The sequence below is a fragment of the Halosolutus sp. YCN4 genome, from assembly GCF_059736495.1.
This window is the reverse complement of sequence record NZ_JCASSM010000003.1, coordinates 502,441-527,905: the sequence shown is the minus strand read 5'-3', so window position 1 is coordinate 527,905 and position 25,465 is coordinate 502,441. Positions and strand designations below refer to the sequence as shown.

At 67.8% G+C, this 25,465-nt stretch carries 26 protein-coding genes; 15 read left to right on the top strand and 11 right to left on the bottom strand.

The genetic code is table 11. From position 1 onward, the window contains the following. Positions 1 to 19: 19 nt before the first annotated feature. Positions 20 to 808, bottom strand: coding sequence for an MBL fold metallo-hydrolase (locus AC6I6X_RS13095; RefSeq protein ID WP_497930965.1), 789 nt, complete (start codon positions 806 to 808; stop codon positions 20 to 22). 128 nt (positions 809 to 936) lie between these two features. Then, the gene (locus AC6I6X_RS13090) at positions 937 to 1,218 is read right to left on the bottom strand and encodes a helix-turn-helix domain-containing protein (protein ID WP_250140958.1); all 282 of its coding nucleotides are present in this window, start codon (positions 1,216 to 1,218) and stop codon (positions 937 to 939) included. 379 nt (positions 1,219 to 1,597) lie between these two features. Here AC6I6X_RS13090 and AC6I6X_RS13085 point away from each other — a divergent pair, with 379 nt between their 5' ends. After that, positions 1,598 to 2,320 (top strand): class I SAM-dependent methyltransferase, encoded by a 723-nt coding sequence (locus AC6I6X_RS13085; protein WP_497930964.1) that lies wholly within the window; start codon positions 1,598 to 1,600, stop codon positions 2,318 to 2,320. A 133-nt stretch (positions 2,321 to 2,453) separates the two neighbouring features. Then, on the top strand, positions 2,454 to 3,350 hold the full coding sequence (locus tag AC6I6X_RS13080; protein WP_497930963.1) for a glycosyltransferase family 2 protein: 897 nt from the start codon (positions 2,454 to 2,456) through the stop codon (positions 3,348 to 3,350). A gap of 27 nt (positions 3,351 to 3,377) precedes the next feature. Here AC6I6X_RS13080 and AC6I6X_RS13075 read toward each other — a convergent pair whose 3' ends face one another. Then, the gene (locus tag AC6I6X_RS13075) at positions 3,378 to 4,166 is read right to left on the bottom strand and encodes an enoyl-CoA hydratase/isomerase family protein (RefSeq protein ID WP_497930962.1); all 789 of its coding nucleotides are present in this window, start codon (positions 4,164 to 4,166) and stop codon (positions 3,378 to 3,380) included. 161 nt (positions 4,167 to 4,327) lie between these two features. After that, a complete protein-coding gene (locus AC6I6X_RS13070; protein WP_497930961.1) occupies positions 4,328 to 5,152 on the bottom strand; it encodes an amidohydrolase family protein in 825 nt (274 codons plus the stop codon). Between the two features lie 199 nt (positions 5,153 to 5,351). Between AC6I6X_RS13070 and thsA the strand changes: the two genes are divergently transcribed. Continuing rightward, a complete protein-coding gene (gene thsA, locus AC6I6X_RS13065) occupies positions 5,352 to 6,896 on the top strand; it encodes a thermosome subunit alpha (protein WP_497931292.1) in 1,545 nt (514 codons plus the stop codon). 156 nt (positions 6,897 to 7,052) lie between these two features. On the opposite strand, the gene AC6I6X_RS13060 is transcribed toward thsA, so the two are convergent. Together AC6I6X_RS13060 and AC6I6X_RS13055 are read right to left on the bottom strand one after the other, a co-directional pair. Continuing rightward, positions 7,053 to 7,907, bottom strand: coding sequence for an SAM hydrolase/SAM-dependent halogenase family protein (locus AC6I6X_RS13060; RefSeq protein ID WP_497930960.1), 855 nt, complete (start codon positions 7,905 to 7,907; stop codon positions 7,053 to 7,055). A 111-nt stretch (positions 7,908 to 8,018) separates the two neighbouring features. Beyond that, a complete protein-coding gene (locus tag AC6I6X_RS13055) occupies positions 8,019 to 8,537 on the bottom strand; it encodes a nicotinamide-nucleotide adenylyltransferase (RefSeq protein WP_497930959.1) in 519 nt (172 codons plus the stop codon). Positions 8,538 to 8,934: 397 nt separating this feature from the next. Here AC6I6X_RS13055 and lonB point away from each other — a divergent pair, with 397 nt between their 5' ends. The 3 genes from lonB to AC6I6X_RS13040 are packed head-to-tail and all read left to right on the top strand — an operon-like array spanning position 8,935 to position 12,555. Next, the gene (lonB, locus tag AC6I6X_RS13050; RefSeq protein WP_497930958.1) at positions 8,935 to 11,106 is read left to right on the top strand and encodes an ATP-dependent protease LonB; all 2,172 of its coding nucleotides are present in this window, start codon (positions 8,935 to 8,937) and stop codon (positions 11,104 to 11,106) included. Further along, the gene (locus AC6I6X_RS13045; RefSeq protein WP_497930957.1) at positions 11,106 to 12,170 is read left to right on the top strand and encodes a CPBP family glutamic-type intramembrane protease; all 1,065 of its coding nucleotides are present in this window, start codon (positions 11,106 to 11,108) and stop codon (positions 12,168 to 12,170) included. Before lonB ends, AC6I6X_RS13045 begins: the two co-directional genes overlap by 1 nt. 25 nt (positions 12,171 to 12,195) lie before the next feature. Beyond that, entirely contained in the window at positions 12,196 to 12,555 is a 360-nt protein-coding gene (locus AC6I6X_RS13040) for a hypothetical protein (protein WP_497930956.1), read from the top strand. Positions 12,556 to 12,611: 56 nt separating this feature from the next. On the opposite strand, the gene AC6I6X_RS13035 is transcribed toward AC6I6X_RS13040, so the two are convergent. Continuing rightward, positions 12,612 to 13,082 (bottom strand): methylated-DNA--[protein]-cysteine S-methyltransferase, encoded by a 471-nt coding sequence (locus AC6I6X_RS13035; RefSeq protein WP_497930955.1) that lies wholly within the window; start codon positions 13,080 to 13,082, stop codon positions 12,612 to 12,614. Positions 13,083 to 13,212: 130 nt separating this feature from the next. Between AC6I6X_RS13035 and trpC the strand changes: the two genes are divergently transcribed. The 4 genes from trpC to AC6I6X_RS13015 are packed head-to-tail and all read left to right on the top strand — an operon-like array spanning position 13,213 to position 16,987. Next, positions 13,213 to 14,010: an indole-3-glycerol phosphate synthase gene (gene trpC / locus AC6I6X_RS13030; protein WP_497930954.1), complete on the top strand. Its 798-nt coding sequence runs from the start codon at positions 13,213 to 13,215 to the stop codon at positions 14,008 to 14,010. Continuing rightward, the gene (gene trpB / locus AC6I6X_RS13025; RefSeq protein ID WP_497930953.1) at positions 14,007 to 15,266 is read left to right on the top strand and encodes a tryptophan synthase subunit beta; all 1,260 of its coding nucleotides are present in this window, start codon (positions 14,007 to 14,009) and stop codon (positions 15,264 to 15,266) included. Before trpC ends, trpB begins: the two co-directional genes overlap by 4 nt. Next, positions 15,263 to 16,162, top strand: coding sequence for a tryptophan synthase subunit alpha (gene trpA / locus AC6I6X_RS13020; protein ID WP_497930952.1), 900 nt, complete (start codon positions 15,263 to 15,265; stop codon positions 16,160 to 16,162). Before trpB ends, trpA begins: the two co-directional genes overlap by 4 nt. A 24-nt stretch (positions 16,163 to 16,186) precedes the next feature. Beyond that, positions 16,187 to 16,987 (top strand): 2-amino-3,7-dideoxy-D-threo-hept-6-ulosonate synthase, encoded by an 801-nt coding sequence (locus tag AC6I6X_RS13015; protein ID WP_497930951.1) that lies wholly within the window; start codon positions 16,187 to 16,189, stop codon positions 16,985 to 16,987. Positions 16,988 to 17,100: 113 nt separating this feature from the next. On the opposite strand, the gene AC6I6X_RS13010 is transcribed toward AC6I6X_RS13015, so the two are convergent. Beyond that, entirely contained in the window at positions 17,101 to 18,558 is a 1,458-nt protein-coding gene (locus AC6I6X_RS13010) for an amidase (RefSeq protein ID WP_497930950.1), read from the bottom strand. Between the two features lie 102 nt (positions 18,559 to 18,660). Here AC6I6X_RS13010 and AC6I6X_RS13005 point away from each other — a divergent pair, with 102 nt between their 5' ends. Continuing rightward, on the top strand, positions 18,661 to 19,257 hold the full coding sequence (locus tag AC6I6X_RS13005; RefSeq protein ID WP_497930948.1) for a poly-gamma-glutamate hydrolase family protein: 597 nt from the start codon (positions 18,661 to 18,663) through the stop codon (positions 19,255 to 19,257). On the opposite strand, the gene AC6I6X_RS13000 is transcribed toward AC6I6X_RS13005, so the two are convergent. After that, positions 19,254 to 20,240, bottom strand: coding sequence for a phosphorylase family protein (locus AC6I6X_RS13000; RefSeq protein WP_497931291.1), 987 nt, complete (start codon positions 20,238 to 20,240; stop codon positions 19,254 to 19,256). The genes AC6I6X_RS13005 and AC6I6X_RS13000 overlap by 4 nt on opposite strands. 95 nt (positions 20,241 to 20,335) lie before the next feature. Here AC6I6X_RS13000 and AC6I6X_RS12995 point away from each other — a divergent pair, with 95 nt between their 5' ends. Then, on the top strand, positions 20,336 to 20,905 hold the full coding sequence (locus AC6I6X_RS12995; RefSeq protein WP_497930947.1) for a SprT family zinc-dependent metalloprotease: 570 nt from the start codon (positions 20,336 to 20,338) through the stop codon (positions 20,903 to 20,905). Positions 20,906 to 20,966: 61 nt separating this feature from the next. Beyond that, positions 20,967 to 21,509: a hypothetical protein gene (locus tag AC6I6X_RS12990; RefSeq protein WP_497930946.1), complete on the top strand. Its 543-nt coding sequence runs from the start codon at positions 20,967 to 20,969 to the stop codon at positions 21,507 to 21,509. Between the two features lie 39 nt (positions 21,510 to 21,548). On the opposite strand, the gene AC6I6X_RS12985 is transcribed toward AC6I6X_RS12990, so the two are convergent. Continuing rightward, positions 21,549 to 22,220: an HAD family hydrolase gene (locus AC6I6X_RS12985; RefSeq protein WP_497930945.1), complete on the bottom strand. Its 672-nt coding sequence runs from the start codon at positions 22,218 to 22,220 to the stop codon at positions 21,549 to 21,551. A 139-nt stretch (positions 22,221 to 22,359) separates the two neighbouring features. Between AC6I6X_RS12985 and AC6I6X_RS12980 the strand changes: the two genes are divergently transcribed. Beyond that, positions 22,360 to 23,226 (top strand): HFX_2341 family transcriptional regulator domain-containing protein, encoded by an 867-nt coding sequence (locus AC6I6X_RS12980; protein ID WP_497930944.1) that lies wholly within the window; start codon positions 22,360 to 22,362, stop codon positions 23,224 to 23,226. 114 nt (positions 23,227 to 23,340) lie between these two features. On the opposite strand, the gene AC6I6X_RS12975 is transcribed toward AC6I6X_RS12980, so the two are convergent. Next, positions 23,341 to 23,922 carry a hypothetical protein gene (locus AC6I6X_RS12975; RefSeq protein ID WP_497930943.1) on the bottom strand — a complete coding sequence of 194 codons (582 nt, stop codon included), beginning with the start codon at positions 23,920 to 23,922 and terminating at the stop codon, positions 23,341 to 23,343. A gap of 219 nt (positions 23,923 to 24,141) precedes the next feature. Between AC6I6X_RS12975 and AC6I6X_RS12970 the strand changes: the two genes are divergently transcribed. Then, on the top strand, positions 24,142 to 25,338 hold the full coding sequence (locus AC6I6X_RS12970) for a 3-dehydroquinate synthase II (RefSeq protein ID WP_497930942.1): 1,197 nt from the start codon (positions 24,142 to 24,144) through the stop codon (positions 25,336 to 25,338). The last annotated feature ends 127 nt before the right edge of the window (positions 25,339 to 25,465 follow it).

Genomic DNA, 25,465 nt, shown 5'->3' with positions numbered 1-25,465 from the left:
CGAGCGACGGGCCGACGAGTTACGGCCTGGAGACACGGGCGCGCTCGCCGTCCCACGCGAGCCGATTTTCGACGTCGAGTTTCTCGAGGTGTGCGCGCACGGTCGCCCGCGCGAGGTCCTCGACGCCCGTCAGGTCCTTCTCGTAGGCACCGTCGAGGATCTCGGAAAGCGTTTCGGCGCCGTCGTCGACCGCGTCCAGCACGCGTCGTTCCCGCCTGACCCGGTGGGTGAGTAACCGCTCGAGGGTCGTTCTCGGCGCGTCGATCGCGGGCCCGTGGCCGGGATAGAGTGTAGGCGGGTCGATCGCCCAGAGCCGTCGCAGGGTACTCAGGTACGCGCGCATGTCCCCCTCGGGAGCGCCGACGACGACGCTCCCCTCCCGGATTGCGCAGTCACCACACAGGATCGGGCCGCCCTCGCCGGCTTCGAGGGTGACGTGATCGGGTGCGTGACCGGGAGCGTCGCGGATCGTCACGTGGCCGCCGTCGACCGGGATCGTCGTCCCCGGCGCGAAGACCCGATCGGGTTCACGACCGGTCGCGTCCCGGAACCGATCGGTTCGGCCGACCCGCGCCCAGACGGTCGCACCCGTCTCCGCGGCGTACGCGTCGACGCCGCCGACGTGGTCGGCGTGCGTATGGGTCACCAGGACGTGTTCGACGCGCCGGTCGCGAACCAGGCGATCGAGGTCGTCCGTCCGGGCCGCGGGATCGACGAGAACGGCGGGGTCGGAGCCGAGCAGATAGGCGTTCGTCGTGCCGGTGGGCACGCGGCTCGACGACGAGACCGAACAGCGGGTGACGTCCATATCGTCCACTCAGACTGCGAGCAAAAGGGAGTGTCGACCGCGTCCGTGCCACCCCACGTGGCCGGTCGAGCCCGTGAAACGTCGGCGTGTGATCGCGTCCGCCGGTTCGTGTCGGCAGTGCCGCTTCGTCAGTGCTTGAGGTAGTAGACCTGTTTGCGGGCGTCCCGGAAGCTGTACCGGGAGCCGACGATGTCGACGTCCTCGAGGCGGTTGAGCGCGTAGCGGACGGTTCGATCGGGGAGCAGGGATTCCTCGGCGAGCTGGCCCTGCGAGAGCGGCGAGTCGGACTCGAGAACCTTGGCGACGAGTTTCGCACTCGGGGGCAGGTCACGCAGGCGGTCACGGTATTCGTCTTCCGAGAGGGTCTCCTCGGCGGCTGCGGCACGATCGTCAGCGGTACTCATGCTCATACCACACCACGCGGAATCGGTGGTGGTAAAGCTTCCCTATATGTAGATACGAATAATCTATTTTGTATAAGGTGTATGAATGAGGTATTAACACAAAAGGGCCGGACCCGCTCCGGTCGGACGATTGCCGTTATATACCCACCTGCTCGAACGAGGCCGGGTCCGAGATCGATTAATTGACGAGTGGTCACTCCAGGGCGTCTCGTCGCCACCGGCGCGGGTGGTGGATCGATGCGATCGAGTTGCGACCTCGTTCGGAACGGACCGGCCCGCTCGACCGGGACGACCGGGCGGGCGTCCAGAAGGTCGCGGCCTCTCGAACGCGCGCCGGCGGACTCCAGTATCGTTTTATCCTCCGCCTCCTGTAGTTGCGCCCAGTGTGAAAGGACAGGAGTGGTACCAGGCCGACGACGTCGCCCAGGAGTACGACGACAAGCGGTTCTCCCGTGGCGGGCAGCTGATCGACCGCCGGGAGAAAGAAGCCGTCCTCGACGCGATCATGCCTGTCGAGGGGAAAAACGTACTCGAGATCGCCTGTGGTACCGGGCGATTTACCGTCATGCTCGCGGAGCGTGGTGCTGACGTCGTGGGACTCGATATTTCGGCGGCGATGCTACAGCAGGGTCGCCAGAAGGTACAGGACGCCAATCTCGCGGGGACGCTCGAATTCCTCCGCGGTGACGCCGGACGACTCCCCTTCCCGGACGATCACTTCGACATCGTCATCGCGATGCGCTTTTTCCACCTCGCGGACGATCCGGAAGCGTTCCTGCGGGAGATGCGCCGGGTCTCGAGCGACCAGATCGTCTTCGACACGTTCAACCGGTTCAGTGCCCGCAGCATCTACAACTGGGCACTGCCCATGGGGTCGCGACTCTACTCGAAGAGCGAGGTGGCGACGCTGCTGGCCAAGACCGATCTGACGCTCGTCGACGTGGAAGACGACTTCCTCGCACCCTACGGCCTCTACCGATCGATTCCGAACGCGCTCGCCGAACCGATCAGGAACCTCGACGCCGCGGTCGGTGGCCACCCGATCACGGATCACTTCGCGTCCGTCTCCTACTGGAATACGCGCGTTCGATCGTCGGCCAGCAACTGACGCGCCGATCGCCGTCGCGTTTCGAGTCGATCGGCCGTCGTGTCGTCTCACGTCGGTCGCGGTCGCCGGGGCAGAGACCGACCGCTGACGATAACCCCCGTATTTTTACCCCTCGAAGATTCTACCCCCTAGTATGGAGCTCTCGGTAGTGGTGTCGACGCTCAACGACCGAGAGCAGTTACTGTCGGCTCTCGACGCGCTCCACCAGCAAACGCCGTCCGAAACGGAGATCATCGTGGTCAACGGCCCCTCCTCGGACGGGACGTCCGGCGTCGTCCGCGATCGGCCGGACGTCGACGTCCTCGTCGAAATCTCCGAACGGAACCCGAACGTCTCGCGCAACGCCGGTTTCGAGGTCGCCTCGGGGGACGTCGTCGCCTTCCTCGGCGGCGAGTTCGTCGTCGAACCCGGGTGGTACGACGCGCTCGCGGGCGCGATCGAGACCGACGCGGACGTCGTCAGCGGCCCCATCACGGCCGCCGACGGCTCCGTCGAGGATCCCGTTCGTACGATCGCCGGCCGACGCGTGGTTCACCTCGAGGGCACCAACGCCGCGTTCGATCGGACCGTGCTCGAGGCCCTCGACGGGTTCGACGAGTACCTCGCGGCCGACGGTGCGCGGGACTGTGCCCACCGCGTGGCTGGACTCGGATTCGACGTCGCGTGGACCCCGGAGATGGCCGCCCGTAGCGACGTCGGCGCCGACGGCGGACGGGCAGATCCGGACTGGGGCGACATCTATCGGGCGCTCGCGTATCGGCTGGCGAAAAACTACGGCCCGCGACCCGGCGTCCTCGCACGGACGATCGGGAGCGCCGTTCGCGACGGGGCCGCCGGCGCTCGCGGAATCCTCGAAGGTGACGAGAAGCCGACGGAGTGGCTCGGCGACGGGACCGACGTCGCCAAGAGCTCTCTCTGCGGGTTTCGGGACGGACTCCGCGCCAGGTTCGCCGATCGATCGACCCGACGCAACCCGAACGGCCTCTCGACGCGCCACGATCGGGCGGTCCGGATCTACGATCGGCGGTGACGTGCGGACCGTCGCTCGCCGACCGCGCTACTCGCGGCGGAATTCCGGCTCTCGATCCTCGAGTCGGGCCTCGAACCCTTCTCGGTAGTCGCGGGTGTCGTCCAGTTCGTGGCCGAGCGACCGTTCGAGCGCCAGCCCCTGTTCGAGGGGCATCTCCAGCGAGGCGTTGAGCGCGCGTTTCGCGTACTCGAGGCCGAGCGGGGCGTTCTCGGTGAGCCGATCGGCGAACGCTTTCGTTCGCTCGTCGACGTCTTCGTCGGGATGGACCTCGTGGACCAGCCCCATCTCGGCCGCGTCCTCGGGGGCGACGAAGTCGCCGGTGAGGACGATCTCCGTGGCGTTCGAGAGGCCGACGAGTCGCGGGAGCCGCTGGGTACCGCCGCCGTGGGGGAACGTGCCCAGCGCGACCTCCAGCAGGCCGTACTTCGCGTCCTCGCCGAGGATCCGGAAGTCACACGGGAGCGTGAGTTCGAACGCCCCCGCGGGCGCGGCGCGCTTGATGCCCGCGACGACGGGCTGTCGCAACTCCTCGATCGTCTCGAGCAGGTCGGGGAAGACGTCACGGTCGATTCCCGCGTCGGGATCGACCCGGTCCCGCATCATCTCGAGGTCCATACCCGCCGAAAAGACCGGCCCCTCGCCGAGGAGCGTGACCGCCCACACGTCCTCGTTCGCGTCGACTCGCTCGAAGGCTCCGGTGAGGTCGCGCATGAGGTCGACGGTCATCGCGTTTCGCTTCTCCGGCCGCGAGAGGTAGACGTCCGCGCGCCGGTCGTTCCAGTCGATCGATGCGAGTCCCGTGCCAACAGATTCCATGGGGGACGATCTCGGGCCGTCCTCTTAATTTCCCGGACAGGGTGAACGTGCTGCCGATACCGAACCGCTCCGATCGGGGTCGGAGCCGGAACGGGCGCGGGTACGGCGTCTGGCGGTCGACTCCAGCCGTCCCGAGTAGCGCGGCCGACGAGTTACTCCCGTTACTCCCGGATCTCCGCGTCCGGCCCGAGCGCGTCGATCACCCGACAGGCGTTCTTCGAGAAGACCCGCCAGAGTTTGTCCTCCGAGACGTCCAGAGTGAGGATTTCCATGACGGCGACGTCGGGGTGACAGGCCGGCGTGCCGCTACCGAACAGGACCCGATCGGGGTGTTCAAGCAGGGCGCGCTCGAGTTCCCGACGGTACCTGACGAAACTCGTCTCGACGTAGCAGTCGTCGTACTCGTCGAGCAGGTCGATCATCCCGTTCATGAGGGATCGTTCGAGCGGGTGGCCGCCGAAGTGGGCCACGACGACCGGGAAGGAGTGGTCGAGAAGCATCGTCGAGAGCGTCCCGGGGGGTGCGTCGACGCCGCCGCCGACGAGCACCGGCAGGCCGACGTCGTCGAGGACGGCGAGCACGTCGTCGTCCGGATAGCCGTCCAGGCCCGGTTCGAGCACGAACCCGTGGAACCGATCGTCGTAGGCGTAGCGCTCGACGTCCTCGGGCGTCGTGTGGTGGTCCTTGCGCCGGCTCACGGCGTTGCGGAGGCGACCGGTCGCGCTTGCTTCGGGCCGCTGGGTGCCGTTGATCCGGGCGAAGGCGACGAACGGCCGATCGACGCTGTGGCGGGCGACCCCGTTGTTCGGCGCGACGTAGCTCGTCCCCGGCCGTGCGGGCGGGAAGACGACGGCCTTCGTGATCCCGGCCTGGTGCATCTCCCGCTCCAGTCGATCGGGCGTGATCGCGTCCTCGCCCGTCCCGTCGTCCGGGGGAAGCTGCGTGTAGACGTCGACGATGCGAAACCCGTGTTCCAGCTCCAGCATCCCACTGGATGGTTGCTACCGGGCCCATATTGTGCTACCGGCTTCCGGTCGGGGCGCGATCGGTTGGGTGTGCCGATCGGTCACACGGGGGAATCGCCAGAGGGAGCGGTGTCGGTAGGGAAACTTTTATATAGAAGTGCTGACGACATGGTTAGTGAGTACAACCATGGCACAACAGCGACGCATGGGCGGACAGCCCATGTTCATCATGAGCGAGGACAGCCAGCGAACCCAGGGCCGGGACGCCCAGTCGTCCAACATTATGGCCGGCAAGGCCGTCGCCGAAGCGGTACGGACGACACTCGGTCCCCGCGGAATGGACAAGATGCTCGTCGACTCGGGCGGGGAGGTCGTCATCACGAACGACGGCGCGACCATCCTCAACGAGATGGACATCGAACATCCCGCGGCCCAGATGATCGTCGAGGTCGCCGACTCCCAGGAGGAGGAGGTCGGCGACGGCACGACGACGGCGGCCGTGATCGCTGGCAACCTGCTCGGCGAGGCCGAGGACCTCATCGAGCAGGACGTCCACGCGACGACGATCGTCGAGGGCTACCACGAGGCCGCCGAGATCGCGCTCGAGGCGATCACGGAGCAGGTCCAGGAAGCCGAGGTCGACGACGACGTGCTCAAGCAGGTCGCCGAGTCGAGCATGACCGGCAAGGGTACCGGCGGTCTGACCGCCGAGTCGCTGGCCGAGACGGTCGTCGAGGCCATCCGCCACGTCGAGACCGACGACGGCGTCGCCCGCGACAACGTCTCCATCCACACCCAGATCGGTGCCTCCTCGAACGCGACCGAACTCGTCCCCGGGATCATCGTCGACGAGGAGCCCGCCCACGACGCGATGCCCACGAACGTCGAGGACGCCTCGATCGCGGTCCTCGACGTCGAACTCGGCGTCCGGACCGGCGAGATCGACGCCGAGTACGCCATCGACTCGATCGACCAGCTCAACCAGGCGATCGACGCCGAGGAGAGCGAGGTTCGGGGCTACGCAGAGACGATCGCCGAGAGCGGCGCTGACGTCGTCTTCACCACGGAAGACGTCGACGACCGCGTCAGCTCGTTCCTCGCAAACGAGGACGTGCTCGTCTTCGAGAGCGTCGGCGACTCCGACGCCCGCGACATCGCCTCCGCGACGGGCGCTCGCCGCGTCGGCGCGCTCGACGATCTGGAGGAGGAGGACTTCGGTGCCGCCGACCGCATCCGGACGAAGAACTACGGCGACGACGACCTCGCGTTCGTCGAGGGCGGCGCGGCCGCCGAAGCCGTCACCGTCTTCGTCCGGGGCGGGACCGAACACGTCGCCGACGAACTCGAACGTGCCATCGAGGACGCGCTCGACGTCGTCGCGACGGCCCTCGCCTCCGGCGAGGTCGTCCCCGGTGCCGGCGCGACCGAGATCGCGATCGCAGACACGATCCGCTCGGAAGCCGCCGGTATCGAGGGCCGCAAACAGCTCGCCGTCAACGCCTTCGCGGACGCGATCGACGTCGTCCCGCGCACGCTCGCGGCCAACACGGGTCAGGACCCGATCGACTCGCTCGTGGACCTCCGTGCCGCCCACGAGTCCGAGGGACGCGCCGGCCTCATCACCGCCGGTGAGGAGGTCACGATCGACGATCCCTTCGAGTACGGCGTCATCGACCCCGCAGACGTCAAGCGCGAGGCGATCGAGAGCGCGACCGAGGCCGCGACGATGATCGTCCGCATCGACGACGTCATCGCCGCCGAGTAACGCCGATCGCCACCGAGTTCGACCGTTTTTTGCGACGGGGCGCGTTCCGACGACCGAGACGCCAGTCCCGCGACCGATCAGGTGCGCGAGAGTAGTCGCTGGCACCGTCTCCACATCGATCGTACAGGGGGCGTGCGATCGGGTGTGCACTGACTGTCATTGCTCCTCTCTGCTGGGCGCGGGCTCGAGGACGACCTCGTCCCCGGGTGCGAGCCCGAACGCCTCGTCGCCCCGACCCTGGTTGACGTCCAGTTCCACGTAGCCGTGACTGCCGATCGTCGCGAGCCGATCGCCGACCGGAACCGCCGCGAACGTCTCGCCGACAGGGACGGTGTCGCCGTTCGCGCGGATCCGCTCGCGGCCGTCGAGGTAGCCGCCGGGGACGTTCGTGATCACGTTGCCGAAGTCGTCGACGACCAGTACGTCCCCGCGTGCGCGGTCGTCCTCGACGGACGCCGTCGGTAACTCGAGGTCGACGACGGACTCGGCCGGGGTCAGGAACGCGAGGTCGTCGAGCGTCGAGAGCGGAACGTCGTGAACCGCCGCGGCGGCCGGCGCGAAGACGTCCCGGCCGTGGAAGGTGTTGCTCGCGGGTCCCCCGTCGCCGTCTCCGTCCGCCCCGAGAACGTCGGCGTCGGCCGCCGGCCCGGACGCGGGTTCGACCGGGTCGAGGCGGGTCGCGTCGATCGCGTACGTCTCGATCGAGCCCTCGGCGGCGAGCCGTCGCGCCGGCGGACGCAGGACGCCGTTGTCCGGCCCGACGAGTGCGTGCTCGCCCGCCCGGACGACGATCGCGTTCCGATCGGTGCCGACGCCGGGATCGATCACGACGAGGTGCGTCGCGGGCGGGAAGTACGGGAGCGTCTCGCGGAGCCAGAACGCGGCCGCCCGGACGTCCTGCCGGGGGAAGTCGTGGGCGACGTCGACGAGTCGCGCGTCGGTTCGCTGGCAGAGGACGCCTTTCATCGCCGCCGGGTACGGGGAACCGAAGTCCGATGCGAGCGTGAGCATGACCGGGGGTAGCCGTGCGATCGGTAAAAGTCGGTGCGTCTCGCGATCGGCACTCCGCGGGCGGGAGCCGGTCCGATCAGGGGGTGGGGACGGTGACGGGGGTCGCGGGGGTTACTTGCCGTTCGAGTCGGACTGGCTGACCATCTGGATCCGCTCGATGCCGCCGATTTCGGCGACGACTTCGGCGACGGCTTCGGGAACGAGCGTCTCCCAGTCGCCGTCGTTGATCATCCGCTCGCGGACTTCCGAGCCCTCGAGTACCTCCCGGTTGAACATCGGCGACTGACGGATCTCGATGTCGGCCTCGCGAAACAACTGGATGACGAGCGGGTTGTTCGAGTAGGCGACGTCGAAGTCCGGACTCATGCTCTGGACGTGGCTCACCCACACCGAGTTTCGCTCAAGGTCCTCGATCGGGACGGCGTAGGTGACGAGGTCGTAGTCGACGAGGGACTTCGTGATCATCATGATCCGTTCGCCCGCCGTGAACGGATTCCGGGTCGTGTGCGAGTCGTCGGCGCTCCCGATCCCCAGGACGAGTTCGTCGACGTCCTCGGCGATCTGTTCGACCATGCTGAGGTGGCCGTTGTGGAAGGGCTGGAACCGGCCGATGTAGAACCCCCGGGTCATGGGAAACACTGTTCGTGGCGTCCGCTTAAGCATGGCGTGTTTCGGCCAGCGTCGTACGAACTGCTGGCCGTCAGTTCCGGCGCGATCGCGCCCCGTCTGTGGGTGCGCCGGGAACTCGGGACAGCAATCCGTATCGGCCCGTCGCCGCTTCGTCCGGACGAGTCCCGACGTAGACGGTCAGGAGCCGCCGGTCTCCAGCCCGGAACGTTCGTCGGCAGGGACAGGTCGGCGCCGAGATAATTCACGCCGATTGCGGCTGTACGAAATTCCTGATCGATAATCCCCAATCATGCCCGTCGGCCGCTGTAGAAGGCGGTATCACCAACTGACACGATCCTCCGCATGGAGAAAGTATATCAGTGGCAATCCCTTCGAATCAGGTACTGAACAGAGTTCTATGAGCAACGATACGAACGTTGACGACCCTCCCGAAGACGCTACCGGGACCCCTGCGCGTGAGGACGAGTCTCACGAGCAGACCCAGGACCAGGAGCGTCAGGGAGATCGGTCGCCGCTCGAGGAGGGCGACCGTCACGACGACGTCGACGACCCGATCGAGGAGTTCGATCCCGAATCGGTGTCCGACGACGACGGTGACGACGACATCGAGACCGTCGAGGACCTCGGCAGCGACGTCGAGGTCGATCCGGGCGTCGAGGTCGACGAGGAGAACGCCGAGGACGACCTCCTCGGCGGCCTCAAGATCGACACGACCGAGGACATCGAGGTCCCCGATCGACTCGTCGACCAGGTCATCGGACAGGACGAGGCACGAGACATCATCATCAAGGCGGCAAAGCAGCGTCGCCACGTGATGATGATCGGTTCGCCGGGGACCGGGAAGTCGATGCTGGCGAAGGCGATGAGCCAGCTTCTGCCCCAGGAGGACCTGCAAGACGTCCTCGTCTATCACAACCCCGACGACGGGAACGCGCCGAAGGTGCGGACCGTTCCCGCAGGCAAGGGCGAACAGATCATCGACGCGCACAAGGAGGAAGCCCGCAAGCGAAACCAGATGCGATCGATCCTGATGTGGATCATCATCGCGATCGTCATCGGGTACGCGATCCTCACCGCGAACATCCTGCTCGGCATCCTCGCGGCGGGTATCGTCTGGTTGATCTTCCGCTACACCTCTCGCGGCACGGACGCGATGGTGCCGAACATGATCGTCGACAACGGCGATCAGCGCACCGCGCCGTTCGAGGACGCGACCGGCGCTCACGCCGGCGCACTGCTGGGCGACGTCCGCCACGACCCGTTCCAGTCCGGTGGCATGGAGACGCCGTCCCACGATCGGGTCGAACCCGGCTCCATCCACAAGTCGAACAAGGGCGTGCTGTTCGTCGACGAGATCAACACGCTCGACGTCCGCACCCAGCAGAAGCTGATGACGGCGATCCAGGAGGGCGAGTTCTCCATTACGGGCCAGTCCGAGCGCTCCTCGGGCGCGATGGTCCAGACCGAACCCGTCCCCTGTGATTTCGTCATGATCGCGGCGGGGAACTTAGACGCGATGGAGAACATGCACCCCGCGCTCCGGAACCGGATCAAGGGGTACGGGTACGAGGTCTACATGGAGGACACCATCGAGGACACCCCCGAGATGCGCCGGAAGTACGCCCGGTTCGTCGCCCAGGAGGTCGAACGCGACGGCCGGCTCCCGCACTTCACGCGCGACGCCGTCGAGGAAATCATCCTCGAGGCCAAGCGCCGCTCGGGCCGGAAGAACCACCTGACGCTTCACTTCCGGACGCTCGGCGGCCTCGTCCGCGTCGCCGGCGACATCGCCCGCTCCGAAGACCGGGAGTTCACCACCCGCGAGGACGTCCTGCAGGCCAAGGGTCGCTCGCGCTCGATCGAGCAACAGCTCGCAGACGACTACATCGAGCGCCGCAAGGACTACGAGCTGCAGGTCGCCGAGGGCGGCGTCGAGGGCCGCGTCAACGGCCTCGCCGTCATGGGCGAAGACAGCGGGATCATGCTCCCCGTGATGGCCGAGATCGCCCCGGCGCAGGGCCAGGGACAGGTCATCGCCACCGGCCAGCTCAAGGAGATGGCCGAGGAGTCGGTCCAGAACGTCTCGGCGATCATCAAGAAGTTCTCCGACGTGAACCTCTCGGAGAAGGACATCCACATCCAGTTCGTCCAGACCGGCCAGCAGGGCGTCGACGGCGACTCCGCCTCCATCACGGTGGCGACGGCCGTCATCAGCGCCCTGGAGGACATCCCGGTCGACCAGACCGTCGCGATGACTGGGTCGCTCTCCGTTCGCGGGGACGTGCTCCCGGTCGGCGGCGTCACGCACAAGATCGAGGCCGCGGCCAAGGCCGGCTGTGACACGGTCATCATCCCGAAGGCCAACGAACAGGACGTGATGATCGAGGACGAGTACGAGGAGATGGTCGACATCGTCCCGTGCTCGAACATCAGCGAAGTCCTGGAGGTCGCCCTGATGGGCGAACCGAAGAAGGACTCGCTCGTCGATCGGCTCAAGTCGATCACCGGCTCGGCGCTCGATCACGGCGCCGTCGGCTCGACCAGCGGGTCGAACCCGAGTCCGCAGTAATGCCGCAGTGGGCGACGTTCGCCGGGATAACGGGCGTCGTCCTCGTACTCTTGCTCGTTCTTTCGCATCTCACGCAGGCCTCGGTTACCAGCGGGACCGACGCGTCCGACGGCGACGCCGATCCGGATCCACGGGACGTGTTCGGGCCCCGACTCCCTCAATCGGGACCCGACGGACCGACGTCGATCGATCGATCGTCGCCGCCGACGGCCCGGGAGTCGCCAGATACGGAGGAGCGCCCACACGATGGGTCCGAACCCCACCCACACGACGGGGCCGAACCCCAGCGCGACGCGCCTGCGGGCGGATCGTCGCAGAAGCAGCCGTCGTCCGCGTCGCCCGCCGATCGCCACTCGCAGGCCGATCGAGCGCCGGCCGATTCCCGATCGCCCGACGGGACGCTCGAGTACCCGTCCCGGCCCCGTGGCGGGCGCGACCACCAGGTCGACCCGGAATCGCTGTCGACCGGAATGGTGCTGGCGAACGTGGCGGCCTCGCAGGGACTGTTCGCGCTCGTACTGATCGGCGCGGCGATCTACACCGGTATTCCGGCGGACGCGCTCGGCATCGACGTCTCGCGATCGTACCTGGAGACCGGGATCCTCTGGGGAACGGCGTTCGGGGTCGCCCTCTACGTCGCGAACGAGGTCGGTGCGGCGGCCGCAACGCGGTTCGGCTTCGACCACGACGAGGGATTGCGCGAACTGCTGGCCCCGGACTCGATCCAGGGCTGGGTCGTGCTCCTGGTGGGCGTCCTGCCGATCATCGCGGTGTTCGAGGAACTGCTCTTTCGCGCGGCGCTGATCGGTGCGATCTCGACCGGCTTCGGCGTCTCGGTCTGGCTGCTGGCGTTCGGCTCCTCGATCGCGTTCGCGCTGGGTCACGGGATGCAGGGGACCGTCGGCATCGTCGTCACCGGCGCGCTGGGCTTCGTGCTCGCGGCGGGGTTTGTTCTCACCGGAAGCTTCCTCGTGGTCGTCGTCGCCCACTACTGGATCAACGCGCTCGAGTTCGTCGTCCACGAGGGGCTGGGCTTCGAGTGGGCCAGTGTCCTCGAAAGCTAAGAGGACGGCGTTCGTTCGACGTGATATGACGAGACTCGAGGATGCCCCGCCGCTGGTGTACCGGACGATCGTGGTCGGCGTCGTCGGCTACTTTCTCCTGCTCGCCTACGCGACGATCACCGGGGACCCGCTCGCGCGTTCCGTCGCCGACGCCCTGTTCGGGCTCATCGCGATCGGCGTCGGAAGCGTCCTCTACTGGCAGTCCTCGCGCGAACTCGATCCCATCACCGCCGCCGCGACCTGTCTCGTCGTGGGCGGCGTGACGCAACTGGCGGGCCTCGCCGTCCCGGAACTGGATCTGATCGCCTCGATCACCGTGTTCCTCGGCATCCTCCTCTACGGGTACGCGATCTACACGCGGCACGGCGAGCCGTCGCCGCGGTAAAACGAGGATCCGGGCACGCTGGCCCTGATCAGAGGCCCTCGATCGATCAGCCCCGATCAGAGGCCCTCGATCGATCGCAACTTCTGTTCGATCGCCGGTGGTGCGGCGCTCGGGCCGTCGCGAACGCGGTGATCGGGGAGCAAGATCGGTGCAGGGTTGGCGTCGAGTGCGGTCCGCACCAGCGTGATGTCGTTCTGGTCGTCCGGATCGAGTTCGGGGGTCATCCGGGTGAGGCTCTTCACGCCGACCTGTTCGCCGTAGGGGATCTCCCTGAGTTGTTCCAGCACCGCACGCTGGTCCGTCGGCATGGTCAGCGCCACCTGCACGTCGTCGAAGTCGATCTCCTCGAGTCCCTCGAGGTACTCGAAGATCCGATCGAGGACGGGGTGGTCCTCCTCGGCGTCCGTCTCCGGCGTCTCCGGGAACGACACCCGCAGGACGCGGCCGCTCGCTGCACCGATCTGTACGTACCGGTCGAGGTAGGTCGACTCCCGCGCGTAGATCCCCGCGTCGGTGACCTCTTCCATACCTGCCCGAAGGGGGCCGATCCTTGAATATCCGCCGGTCCCGCCGATCCCGTGCCTCGCCGCCGTCACGAACGCCGGCCGCGCGGATGGCGCAAGCCTTATGTACATATGAGTACGTCGATGTACAATAATGAACTCTGAAACGGAGGTCGCGCCGGCCGTGGCGTCGATCCTCGCGGCCGCGCGGGAGCGATCGGCCGACGGCCACGATCGCGTCTCGGTCGCGCCACGGTCGCTCCCGGACGCGATCGAACGGGCGGCGGCAGACGGGCGTGTTCCGGTGATCGCGGAAGTGAAACCGACGAGTCCGACGGCCGACGGGACGCGCGACGACGACCCCGTCGAACTGGCCCAGGCGATGGTCGACGGCGGCGCGGCGGCCATCTCGGTGCTGACCGAACCCTCGCACTTCGGTGGCTCGCCCGAGGCGCTGACTCGCGTCCGTGAAGCCGTCGACGTCCCGGTGCTCCGGAAGGACTTCCTCCTGCGGGAAGAACAACTGGACGTCGTCGAGTCCGATCTCGTCCTGCTCATCGCGCGGTTCGTGGACGATCTCGCGGGGCTGGTGACGGCCGCCCGCGATCGCGGGTTCCAGCCGCTGGTCGAGGTCCACGATCGGGCGGAACTCGAGACCGCGATCGAGGCCGGCGCGGAGATTATCGGCGTGAACAACCGCGATCTGGCGAAACTGGAGGTCGATCTCGAAACGTTCGAGGCGATCGCGCCTGCGGTTCCGGACGACGTGACTCTGATCGCCGAAAGCGGCGTCTCGACGCCCGCCGACGTGCGGCGAATGCGCGCGGCGGGTGCCGACGCCTTGCTCGTGGGGAGCGCGATCATGGATCACGACGGGAACGGCGACGTGTCGGAGAATACGCGCCGATTGACCCGCGCGGAGACGACAGACGAGACGGAGACACAGACATGAGCACGAGCGAACGCAATCGGGAGCGCGACAGCGAGAGTACGTTCGGCGACTACGGCGGCCAGTACGTCCCCGAGGCGCTGATGCCGGCCCTGCAGGAACTCGAGGACGCCTACGAACGGTACGTCCTCGAGAACGATGACGGCTTCATGGACGAGTTCCGCGATCGAATGCGGGACTTCGGCGGCCGACCGACGCCGCTCCAGCGGGCCGATCGGTTGAGCGAGCGCTACGATCGGGAGATCTACCTCAAGCGCGAGGACCTCGTCCACGGTGGCGCGCACAAACTGAACAACGCGCTCGGTCAGGTACTGCTGGCGAAGTATATGGGCAAAGAGCGGATCATCGCCGAGACCGGGGCCGGCCAGCACGGGACCGCGACGGCGATGGCGGCGGCCCACCTCGATATGCCCTGCGAGATCTACATGGGCCGGACGGACATCAACCGCCAGCGGCCGAACGTCTACCGGATGCGGATGAACGGGGCCGAGGTGAACCCCGTGACTGCGGGATCGGGCACGCTGAAGGAGGCGATCAACGAGACGATGCGCGACTGGGCGACGACCGTCGAGCGGACCCACTACGTGATCGGGTCGGTCGTCGGTCCGCACCCCTTCCCGAAACTGGTCCGGGATTTCCAGTCGGTGATCGGCCGCGAGGCTCGCGCGCAGATCCAGGACCGGGCGGGGCGACTCCCGGACAGCGTCGTCGCCTGCGCGGGCGGCGGTTCGAACACGATGGGTGCGTTTCACGAGTTCGTTCCTGACGAGGACGTCGACCTCGTCGCCGTCGAAGCCGGCGGTTCGAGCCTCGAGATCGACGAGGCGGCGGGACTCGCGCCCAACTCCGCGACGCTCTCGACGGGGACCGACGGGGTGCTCCACGGCGCGATGACGAAACTCCTCCAGCAAGGGGACGGCCAAATCGTCGAATCCCACAGCGTCAGTGCGGGACTCGACTACGCCGGCGTCGGACCGGAACTCGCCCACCTCGTCGAGACCGGCCGGGTGACGCCGGTCACCGTCGACGACGAGGCGGCGCTGAACGGCTTCCACCGACTCTCGAACCTCGAGGGGATCATCCCGGCGCTCGAATCGAGTCACGCGCTGGGACACCTCGAAGAATCGCACGACGAACTCGGGGACGTCGTCGTCGTCAACGTCTCCGGTCGCGGCGACAAGGACCTCGAGACGGTGCTCGAGGAGACCGAGAAGCGCGATCTGGAGGCCGCGCCGGACGTGGAGGTGTTCGACGGATGACCGAAACGGGGACGGAACTCGACAGCGACGTCGAGGCCGCCATCCGCGAGAACTATCCAGCGCTGATCGCCTACGTCACGGCGGGCGATCCCTCCCTCGCGGACACGAAGCAATACGTCGAGGCGCTCGATCGCGGCGGCGCGGACCTGATCGAACTCGGCCTGCCGTTCTCGGAGCCGATCGCGGAGGGGCCGACGATTCAGGCGGCGATCAACCGGGCGCTGGAGGCGGGTACGACCCCCCAGGGCTTTTTCGAACTGGTCGATGACCTCGAGACCGAGGCGCCGCTGCTGGTGATGACCTACTACAACATGATCCTGCAGTACGGTCCCGAGGCCGACGTTAGGCCCTTCGTCGAGCGCGCGGCCGAGGCCGGCCTCTCGGGGATCATCGTCCCCGACCTCCCCGCCGAGGAGGCCGACCCGTTGCGCGAGGCCTGCGACGAGCACGGACTCGATCTGGTTTTCATCGTCGCGCCGACGACCGAGGGCGATCGGCTCGATCGGATCATGTCGCAGGTGTCGGGCTTCGCCTACGTCCAGGCCCGACTCGGAACCACCGGCGCGCGGGCGAACGTCTCGACGGCGACCCACGACAGCCTCGCGCGACTCTCGGCGTACGACGTACCCAAGGCGGTCGGGTTCGGCGTCAGCGAGGGCGAACACGCCGCCGAGATAATCGAGGCCGGCGCGGACGGCGTCATCGTCGGCAGCGCGCTCGTCGACATCATCGCTGAGCACAGCGCAGCAGGCTCTGGGACGGAGTCCCAGAACGTCGCCGAGCACGGCACAGAGGGGGACGCCGCGGCCGAACTCGAGGCCACGGCGGCGGAACTCAAACGCGGCGCGCGACGCGGCGCGACCGCGGAAGATGCACCGGAACCAGAACAGCCATAACTGCAAGCTTGCTACTGTCCCGCAATGACCACATCCACCGGAATCGACGCACGACTCGATCGCATCGGCACAGACGGTACCTACATGATCATCCCCATGGACCACGGCCTCACGATGGGCGCCGTAACGGGGCTCAAGGATATCGAATCGACCATCGACGGCGTCACCCGCGGCGGTGCCGACGCCGTCCTCACGCAGAAGGGGATCGCGCCCCGCGTCCACGACAACAAGAACGGCAAGGGCTACATCGTTCACCTCAACGGCTCGACGACGATCGGGCCCGACGAACAGGACAAGCGACTGACCGGGACCGTCGAAGAGGCAGTCCGCGTCGGGGCCGACGCCGTCTCCTTCCACATCAACGTCGGCTCGAACTACGAACCAGACCAGATCACGCAGCTCTCGGAGGTCACGCGGGAAGCCGAACGGTACGGCATGCCCGTTCTCGCGATGGCCTACGCCCGCGGCCCGGGCGTCGACTCGACCGATCCCGAGGCGCTCGGCCACGCGGTCCGTCTCGCCGAGGAAGTCGGCGCGGACATCGTCAAAACGGGCTACAGCGGCGACGCCGAGAGCTTCCAGCACGTCGTCGAGTCGACCCGGCTCCCCGTCGTCATCGCCGGGGGCTCGAAAGGGACCGATCGCGAGACGGTCGAGATGGTCCGCGGCGTAATGGACGCCGGCGGCGCGGGCATCTCCATGGGCCGATCGATCTTCCAGCACGAGGACCCCGAGGCGATCGCGACGGCCGTCTCGGGCGTCATTCACGACGACCTCTCGACCGACGAGGCGCTGTCGACGGCGGAACTGGCGATCGAGGCCTGAACGCCGCGCCCTGATTTCTCCGACGGCTCTCGGTCTCGGTGCTCTATAGCAGCAACTGAAAGTCACTGCACACCTGATCGCAGGGCGGCTGTGCGATCAGTGTGTAACTCGTTTCAGTTGCTACTATATTCGTCCGGATAGTGCCCGACCCAGGGCCGTTCGCGCTCGATCGCCGCGGCGACGGCCAGAACGTCGGATTCGGCGTAGCGGCGACCGACGACCTGGCAGCCGATCGGTACCCCGTCCGGGCTCAGACCGGCGGGAACCGACGCGGCGGGGTGGCCGGTCATGTTGAACACCCACGTCAGCATCGCGTCGGTCGGAATTCCGTCGACGGACTGGCCGTCGATCTCCGTCGGGTAGCGATCGCTGAGGCGCTTGCCGTACGGCAGAACGGTGAGCGTGGGCGTCACGAGGACGTCGTGGTCGCCACCCGCCGCCTCGATCGCGTCGTAGGCCGCGGTCCGGGGGACGTTCGCCAGCCGTTCGTCGATCGCGCTCGTGTCGTCGGCCAGTCCGATCGTCGACAGGAGCGTCTCCTCGACGTCGGCGCGCTCGAGATCGATCCCGAATCGCTCCTCGATCTGGGCGGCGACCGCGGCGAAGTAGCTCCCGACCTGCGTATAGTAGGCACTCCGGAGGTCGCGGTAGTCGGGAAGCGTGACGTCGACGCGCTCGACCGTCGCGCCTGCGGCCGCGAGGTCGTCGACGGCCGCTCCGACGGTCTCGCGGACGATCGGGTCGACGGGCTGGAGGTCCAGGTCCGGACTGTAGGCGATCGAGAGGTCGTCCGTCGGGCGATCGAGCGCTGCGAAGAAATCGTCGTCTCCGTCGGGGACGGCGAACGGATCGCGGTGATCCTGCCCCGACAACACGTCGAACGCGAGCGCGACGTCCGCGGCGGAGCGGCCGATCGGCCCGCCGACCATGAACGGCGCGTGGGTCCCGAACCGGTCGGTCCGGGCGTTGACCGGTACGCGCCCGAAGCTGGGTTTCAGCCCGATCACGTTACAGCAGGACGCTGGTACCCGGAGGGAGCCGCCGATGTCCGATCCGGTGGCGACCGTCGCGAGGCCGGCCGCGACCGCCGCCGCGGACCCACCGGAGGAGCCGCCGGCCGATCGCTCGTCGTCGAACGGGGTCGGCGTCGCCCCGACGAGGCGATTCTCCGTCTTGATCGTGTGGGCCAGCGCGGGCGTGTTGGTCGTCCCGACGATCACCGCACCCGCGGCCTCGAGCCGTTCGACGGTGATCGAGTCCTCGCCGGCGACGTTCTCCGAGAGCGCGGCGAGCCCCATCGTGTTCCGGACGCCCGCCTTGCGATCGCGGACGTCCTTGATCGCGACCGGGACGCCGTGCAGCGGTCCGAGATCCTCGCCGTTTTCGGCCGCGCGGTCGGCCTCGCGGGCGCGTTCGCGGGCTTTCTCTTCGAGTACCGTTACGTAGGCGTTCAGGTCGTCACGGGCCGCGATGCGATCGAGGACGCGATCGACGAGGTCGAGCGACGACCGATCGCCGTTCCGGATGGCCGACGCCAGTTCCCGCGCCGACGTCGTCTGAACGGGAGTCACGACCGGCTAGACCGAACAGCTGCTAATAAATTCCTGGGCCGGTTCCGGATCCCGGTCCCGGACGGCCAAGAGCTATTTTGGCTCGTGCCGTACCCCTGCGACGTGTCGGGATCGACGTTCCGAACCCACACCGTCGAGCGCACCGAGACCGGCGGACTCACCGAACTGCTGTACGACGACGGCGCGAACGACGAGGTGCTGGTCTGTGCGGCCCACGGCGGCCGCGTCGAACCGGGAACCGCCGAGCAGGCCGTCGACCTCGCCGCTCGGCTCCCGAACGCCAGTTGCTGGGCCTGTCTCGGCTACGACGAGGTCCATCGCGAGTTCGACCTGTGGCACCCGCCGTCGTCGGCCATCGCGCCCGACGAGTACCCCCTACTCGGGGAGGTCGCCGATCGCGGCTTCGAGACCGTGATCAGCCTCCACGGGCTCGGCGACGATCGCGTCGTCGTCGGGGGTGGGATCGACGACGGGAGCAAGGGACTGGTCGCCGATCGTCTCGAGGGAGCCGTGTCGCACCCGGTCGAGGCCGTCGACGGCGGCCCATACGGCGGAGTCAGCCCGAACAACTTCGTCAACTGGCTCGCAGCGGGCGATCGGGGCGGGGTTCAACTCGAGCAGAGCCTTCCCGTCCGGACGCGGGAGGCCGACGCCGTCGTCTCCGCGCTCGAATCGCTCGTCCGCGACGGCGTGCTCTAATCCGTCGCTTCGGGATCGGGCCCGGCGATTCCGAGCGGATCTGTCGTCACGAGCCGATCGACGACGGCCGCGCCGACCCGCTCGGCGTTGTCGATCGCCAGCGCGAGGCTCGCCTCGCTACCCTCGAAACTCTCCTCGACCGACCCGCCGGGCGGCGCTCGATCGTAGTTCGCGATCGCCCGCACGCTCAGGTAGCGATCGAGCAGACCGAACCGTTCGAGCGCGGTGGCGGTCGCGGCGTCTTCCATCTGGGTGGTCGCGTAGGGCGCGGCGTCGTACTGCTCGCAGAGCCACTCGACCTGCCGCGCGTAGCGGGGGCCGTGCCAGAACTCGTCGCCACAGACCGTCGTCCCGGTCGTGACCGTCGGATCCGAATCCGATGCGGTCGGGTACTCCCGCTGGTACTCCCGGGCGGCCGGATCCGCCCGGAGATCGGCCTCCCGGGCCGCGTCGATGCCCGCCTCCACCATCCCGTCGTCGAGGTGCCAGACGTTGTCCCACGGTCGGTAGGCGAGGAGGTCGATCGGCCGGTCGGCCTTCGCCTCGGGAGTCGTCTCGGCCCCGTCCGTTCCCGTGGTCGATCGATCCCAGCGGTGTTTCCGGTCCCAGTCGACGACGGCGTCGGCGACGACTACCGAACCGAGGGCGGCAGTGTCCGGCGATGCGCCCCCGATCCCCGCCGTGACGACGTACGCGGAGTCGAGATCGAGGCCGGGGGCCGCGAGCAGCGACGCCGTCGTCGTCGCGGCGTCGCTCTTGCCGAGACCGGTGGTCGTGAGGGCGATCCCCTCGGCCGTCAGGTACACCGGCGTCTCCGCGCCGGGGACCGCCAGCGCGTCGACGATCTCGTGGCGATCGAGCCACGGTTCGCGCTCGTTCAGCGGTGGGTCAGCGACCGCGGGCAGGACCAGCGCGGCCGGATCGACGGGATCCGCGGGGTCCGGGGCGCGCGGCTCCGGGAGACGTGGATCGCTCTGGGTCATGTCCGATCGATCGTCGCGGGTGCGCAAAGGGCCACCGGAGTCGGCCGACCCGTCGGACCGGAAGAATTTCGGTTCCGGTCCCCCTGGCTCGACCCGTGAGCGACGAGGGGTACACGCTCGCGGACGAGATCGTCGCGCGAGCGCGGATCCACGCCCGGGAGGTCCTCGCCGAGCACGACCTGCCGATCGATCGCGACGCCCTCGAGTGGACGGTCTCCGAGCGGGCCAAGCGACGCGCCGGCGCCTGCCGGTGGCGCCCCGATCGCGAGGCGGCCACGATCGTCCTCGCGCGGCGGGCCTACGAGGCGTACGACTGGCCGGAGTTCGCGGCGGTCGTCAGGCACGAACTCGTCCACGCCTGGGAGTTCCAGCAGTTCGGCGAGTCCGGCCACGGGCCGCGGTTTCGCGATCGGGCGGCGGCCCTCGACGCGCCGCGTCACTGCCGATCGTTCTCGGAGCCGCGGTACGTGCTCCGGTGTCGGGACCCGGACTGCGAGTGGGAAGCGACGCGCCACCGCGCCTCGAAGCCGGTGAAGGCGCCCGATCGGTACCGCTGTGGGGGCTGCGGCGGGACCTACGAGGTCGAACACGTTGCGAGCGGCCGAACGTGGACGACGGCGAGCGGCTACGGCGGTGCGAAGGCCGCGCTGGGCGCGGAGTGGTGAGCGACCGGGTGCGACGAAAGAGCACGGAACACTTATTCCGCCGTCGCTTGCAGGTCCATTCATGGGAATACTCGAGTTGATGCTGGGGCAGTCGTCGTCGGGTGACGGTGCGACCATGGCGAACTCGTACGTGCTCGCCGAGGAGACTCACGACGAGGTGTACCCGGTCGCCGCCCGTCGAGCGGAGATCGAGGCGCTTCAAGCGGCGAGCGACGCGCTGGAGGCCGCACCGTCGCTCGAGGCGAACAGAGACGAACTGGAGCAGGTGTTCGAGGGCTTCGGCGACGACGCCGCGATCGACGTCGACGACCTCGTCGAGCAGACCCGATCGCCGCGGCAGGCGATCGAGTCGCTGATCGAGACCTGGGACGAACAGGTCCCCGACGGGACGGACCTCGGCGTCGTCTACCTCCCACCGAGCGCCGTCGGCGACGTCCGGTCGTTCGTCGCCGTCTGCAAGCAACGCGCCGACCACGAGCACGACCCGTTCGAACTCCCGGACAGCTTCGGCCGCGTCGCGGCCCTGCTGAAGCGAATCGAGGACGTCGCGGCCGGCCAGTACCGGGCCGTGGTTCACGTCGACCTCGTCCCCGCGGAGGAGTAGGCGGTCTGCTGGCTGGGGTTCCGGTCGGTCTTCGACCACTCAGACGATCCGATCGAACGTCTCGAGCGACGCGAGTTCGTACGTCGGCTCGTGGGCGGCCGATCGGCCGTGTCCGGTGTCGATCCACGCCGAATCGATTCCCATCGCGTTCGCCCCGGCGACGTCGGCGTGCAACGAGTCGCCGACGTGGATCGCCCGATCGGGGCCTGCCTCGAGCGACGAGAGGGCGCGCTCGAACGGGGCCGTGTCGGGTTTCGGGAAGATCCCCGCACTCGGTTCGGTGAACACCCGGACGTCGAAGGCGTCCTCGATGTCCAGCGCCCGGAGTTTCTTCGTCTGGGTCTCCCGGCCGCCATTGGTAATGAGGCCGACCCGGCCGCGTTCGCGGGCGTGCTCGAGGGCGGCCTCGGCGCCCGGTTTGAACTGGACGGCGGTCGGATCCCGCAGTTCGAGATACCGGTTCGCGAGCGACGAGGAGACGTCGGGGTCGACGTTCGCCCTGCTCGCGACTTCGGCGAAGAGGCGCTCGTAGAACTCGCGATCGGTCTCGACCGTCGGCAGCGACGGCACGGCTGCCCGGAGTTCCGCCGACGTACAGAACTGGTCGACCCCGGCGCGAGCGAAGGTTCGCTCGAGGAGCGTCTCGGCGTCCCGGCTGGGTTCGCACAGCGTGCTGTCGAGATCGAAACAGATCGCGTCGTACGCGGCCATTCGTCTACCATAGGCGGGCGATCGTTCTCAAGCTTTCGCACGCAACGAAGGCCGTTCGTGACGGCGGGGGACGATTCGCTGACGTCCACGAGCGCTGACGTTTCGATGGCTACTATAGTCTCCCGTTCCCTGACGGCGTATGGACGTCGTCAAGCGAGTCCACGTCGTGCCGCTGGGCTACGAGTACGATCGGATCGTCGAACCGATCCGGGACCAGCGGGCCGATCTGGTCTACCTGCTCCAGGGCGAACACGCCGGCGGTGGGACCGGCGACGAACGTCGGGGCGAGACCGACGGGGGACACACCGAGGGAAACGCGACGGCGACCGCGGACTATCACGACGAGTTGCGCGAGGAACTCGCGTCGATCGTGCCGGAGATTCGAACCCGGGAGTGTGATCTGTCGGACGTTTACGCCGTCCTCGGGGACGTGACGACGATCGCCGACGAGCACGCCGACGACCAGGTGTACGTCAACGTGTCCGGAGCCGGGACGATTCCGGCGATCGGCGCGACGATCGCGTGCATGGACGTCTCGACGAACGCCCACGCCTACTACGTCGAACCGTCGACGTACGCCCACGACGGGACGACCGAACCGGTCTCGTTCGGCGTCGACGAGATCGAATCGGTGCCGACCTACCCGATCGAGTCGCCGACGGCCGACCAGGTCGCGATCATGGCGTTCCTGGCGGATCCAGCCGCCTGGGACGGGTACCACGACGATCGGACGGCCCCACCGAAGAAGAAGGACCTCATCGAGTACGCCCGGGACAACGACCTCTCCTTCATGGCCGATCGGCGCTCGCCCGACGAGCGCGCCGGCGAGGACAAGGGGGCGTTCCGCGTGCTGGATACGCACGTCCTCGACCCGCTCGCCGAGGACGGCTACGTCACGATCGAGTCGGTCGGCCGCCGGCGCGTCGTCGAATTGACCGAGCGGGGCGAAAACGCCTATCGGGCGTTCCGACACAAGATCGCGGACGACGCCGGCGAGCCACGGTAGGCGGCCGGTGACGGGGAGGTGGGCCGAAGGCGATTCGTACGGATTGCTGTACCGATAGATCGACGTATCCGCGTTCCGTTCGCGCGCGCCGGGACTGACGGACAGCAGTCCGTCTCAGTCGGCGTGAATGAGCGCGTACAGTTTCGTCCCCAGCCGAGCCAGTTCGAGGTCGGCCTCGAGGCGCTCGACGTGGTCGCGAAGCGCCGCCGCGTCGAGTCCCCGGAACTCGCGATCGGTGCGGGAGTCGAGGTGACTGCTCGCCCGCGCGAGCAGGAAGGGCGCGGCGTCAGCGAGGTGCGAGCCGGGGAGCTCGGGGCCAGCGGTGCGGTCGCGCTCGACCGCGGCCAGGACCTCGCGGGCCACGATGAGCGTCCGTCGCAGCGACCGGATCTCGTCGGCGTCGGCGGGCGGACTCAGGTACCGCGCCTGGAGGTCGTCAGCCGCGACGACCCGATCCGGGTCGACGTCGAACACGTCCGCGACCCGTTCGCGGTCGAGGTCGCCGACGTCGGTGCGGCGAGCGGCGAGCCGTACGGCTCCGAGCACGGCCGCCGTCCGACCGTACTCGATCGTCGCCAAGTCGCCCGCGTGGTCGAACACCGCGCGGGCGACGGCGGCCACGGGATCCACCTCGAGTCGGTGGGCGGCGCAGTCGATCGTCAGTTCGGCGTCCGGTTCGAGGTGGCGCTGGCCCATACTCGATCGATCGGCCGGGTAGATATTATCAACTTCTGTGAAAGTATCCGAACTATCGTTACTATCGTGGGTATCGATACTATATGTTCTAATTCGACAATACGGCGATCGATCAGAGTACCGGCACCTGCTGACGCCGATCGCGTTCCGGACCCCGCGGCGTCTGACGATCCTGCGCGATCCGCCACGTTCAAGCCGATTCCCTTCGAGAGTCGTGATATGACGAGAGCTGTCTGGGTCAAGGCCGACGACGCCGTCGGCGACTGGGACGATCGCCGGGCGCGGATCACCGCCGCGCTCGAGGCGGGCGCCGACTGGGTACTGGTCGACGAGGACGACGTCGAGCGCGTTCGCGAACTCGGCGACATCAACGTCGCGGCGTTTCGCACCGACGGCGACGTGACGCTGGTCGACGACATCGAGGACGCCGAGGCCGACGAGGACGACGAATCGGACGCACGGCCGGACGCGGTCATCGTCGGGAAAGATGGCGAGGGCGACGCGTCGATCGATCTTCCCGAGGACTTCTCGGGGTCTGCCGACCTCTCGACGCTGCGTCGCGACGGCGACCTCGATCGTGGTGCCTACGTCCGCATCCTCGGGAAAGAGTACGAGGCGTTCGCCGAGACGGCCGCCGAGGAGGCCGATCACACGATCGTCGTCGGCGAGGACTGGACGATCATCCCGCTGGAGAACCTGATCGCCCGGATCGGCGAGGAGACCGACCTCGTCGCGGGCGTGACCAGCGCCGAGGAAGCCAAGACGGCCTTCGAGACACTCGAGATCGGGGCCGACGCCGTCCTGCTCGACTCGGACGATCCCGACGAGATCCGGGGCACGGTCGAGGTTCGCGACGAGGCCGAACGCGAGTCGCTCGACCTAGAGTACGCCGAGGTGCTGGACGTCGAACGCGTCGGCAGCGCCGATCGGGTCTGTGTCGACACGGGCAGCCTGCTCGAACACGACGAGGGGATGCTCGTCGGGTCGATGGCTCGCGGCCTCGTGTTCGTCCACGCCGAGACGGCCGAGTCGCCGTACGTGGCCTCCCGACCGTTCCGGGTCAACGCGGGCGCGGTCCACGCCTACGTCCGCACCCCCGACGGCGGTACGAAGTACCTCTCGGAACTGCAAAGCGGCGACGAGGTCCAGGTGGTCGACACCGACGGTAACACCCGCGAAGCGATCGTCGGCCGGGTCAAGATCGAACAGCGGCCGATGTTCCGGATCGCCCTCGAGACCCAGGACGGCGATCGGATCGAGACGCTCCTCCAGAACGCGGAGACGATCAAGGTGCCGACGAGCGAGGGGCGGACGGCCGTCACCGATCTCGAGGCCGGCGACGAACTCCTGCTGTACTACGAAGACACCGCGCGCCACTTCGGCGAGGCCGTCGAGGAGAGTATTATCGAGAAGTAGTGAGGTCGCGCGACGTCTCGCTCGGCCAACACTGGATAATGATGTCATACCACATGCCTCTGGACTGGCTGACGAGTATCGCCAGTTCGAGTGATTCCTTTACGAATTGTTAGTCGATATCACAGCT

Bases quoted from the DNA above. Each gene is read 5' to 3' on its own strand.
- AC6I6X_RS13075 (WP_497930962.1), bottom strand. From the start codon at position 4,166: ATGGAATCTGTTGGCACGGGACTCGCATCGATCGACTGGAACGACCGG.
- lonB (WP_497930958.1), top strand. From the start codon at position 8,935: ATGAGCAACGATACGAACGTTGACGACCCTCCCGAAGACGCTACCGGG.
- AC6I6X_RS12975 (WP_497930943.1), bottom strand. From the start codon at position 23,922: ATGGGCCAGCGCCACCTCGAACCGGACGCCGAACTGACGATCGACTGC.
- AC6I6X_RS12980 (WP_497930944.1), top strand. From the start codon at position 22,360: ATGGACGTCGTCAAGCGAGTCCACGTCGTGCCGCTGGGCTACGAGTAC.
- trpA (WP_497930952.1), top strand. From the start codon at position 15,263: ATGACCGAAACGGGGACGGAACTCGACAGCGACGTCGAGGCCGCCATC.
- trpB (WP_497930953.1), top strand. From the start codon at position 14,007: ATGAGCACGAGCGAACGCAATCGGGAGCGCGACAGCGAGAGTACGTTC.
- AC6I6X_RS13090 (WP_250140958.1), bottom strand. From the start codon at position 1,218: ATGAGCATGAGTACCGCTGACGATCGTGCCGCAGCCGCCGAGGAGACC.
- AC6I6X_RS13015 (WP_497930951.1), top strand. From the start codon at position 16,187: ATGACCACATCCACCGGAATCGACGCACGACTCGATCGCATCGGCACA.
- AC6I6X_RS13080 (WP_497930963.1), top strand. From the start codon at position 2,454: ATGGAGCTCTCGGTAGTGGTGTCGACGCTCAACGACCGAGAGCAGTTA.
- trpC (WP_497930954.1), top strand. From the start codon at position 13,213: ATGAACTCTGAAACGGAGGTCGCGCCGGCCGTGGCGTCGATCCTCGCG.
- AC6I6X_RS13055 (WP_497930959.1), bottom strand. From the start codon at position 8,537: ATGACCCGGGGGTTCTACATCGGCCGGTTCCAGCCCTTCCACAACGGC.
- AC6I6X_RS13035 (WP_497930955.1), bottom strand. From the start codon at position 13,082: ATGGAAGAGGTCACCGACGCGGGGATCTACGCGCGGGAGTCGACCTAC.
- thsA (WP_497931292.1), top strand. From the start codon at position 5,352: ATGTTCATCATGAGCGAGGACAGCCAGCGAACCCAGGGCCGGGACGCC.
- AC6I6X_RS13045 (WP_497930957.1), top strand. From the start codon at position 11,106: ATGCCGCAGTGGGCGACGTTCGCCGGGATAACGGGCGTCGTCCTCGTA.
- AC6I6X_RS13060 (WP_497930960.1), bottom strand. From the start codon at position 7,907: ATGCTCACGCTCGCATCGGACTTCGGTTCCCCGTACCCGGCGGCGATG.
- AC6I6X_RS12990 (WP_497930946.1), top strand. From the start codon at position 20,967: ATGGGAATACTCGAGTTGATGCTGGGGCAGTCGTCGTCGGGTGACGGT.
- AC6I6X_RS12970 (WP_497930942.1), top strand. From the start codon at position 24,142: ATGACGAGAGCTGTCTGGGTCAAGGCCGACGACGCCGTCGGCGACTGG.
- AC6I6X_RS13000 (WP_497931291.1), bottom strand. From the start codon at position 20,240: ATGACCCAGAGCGATCCACGTCTCCCGGAGCCGCGCGCCCCGGACCCC.
- AC6I6X_RS13070 (WP_497930961.1), bottom strand. From the start codon at position 5,152: ATGCTGGAGCTGGAACACGGGTTTCGCATCGTCGACGTCTACACGCAG.
- AC6I6X_RS13040 (WP_497930956.1), top strand. From the start codon at position 12,196: ATGACGAGACTCGAGGATGCCCCGCCGCTGGTGTACCGGACGATCGTG.
- AC6I6X_RS13095 (WP_497930965.1), bottom strand. From the start codon at position 808: ATGGACGTCACCCGCTGTTCGGTCTCGTCGTCGAGCCGCGTGCCCACC.
- AC6I6X_RS12985 (WP_497930945.1), bottom strand. From the start codon at position 22,220: ATGGCCGCGTACGACGCGATCTGTTTCGATCTCGACAGCACGCTGTGC.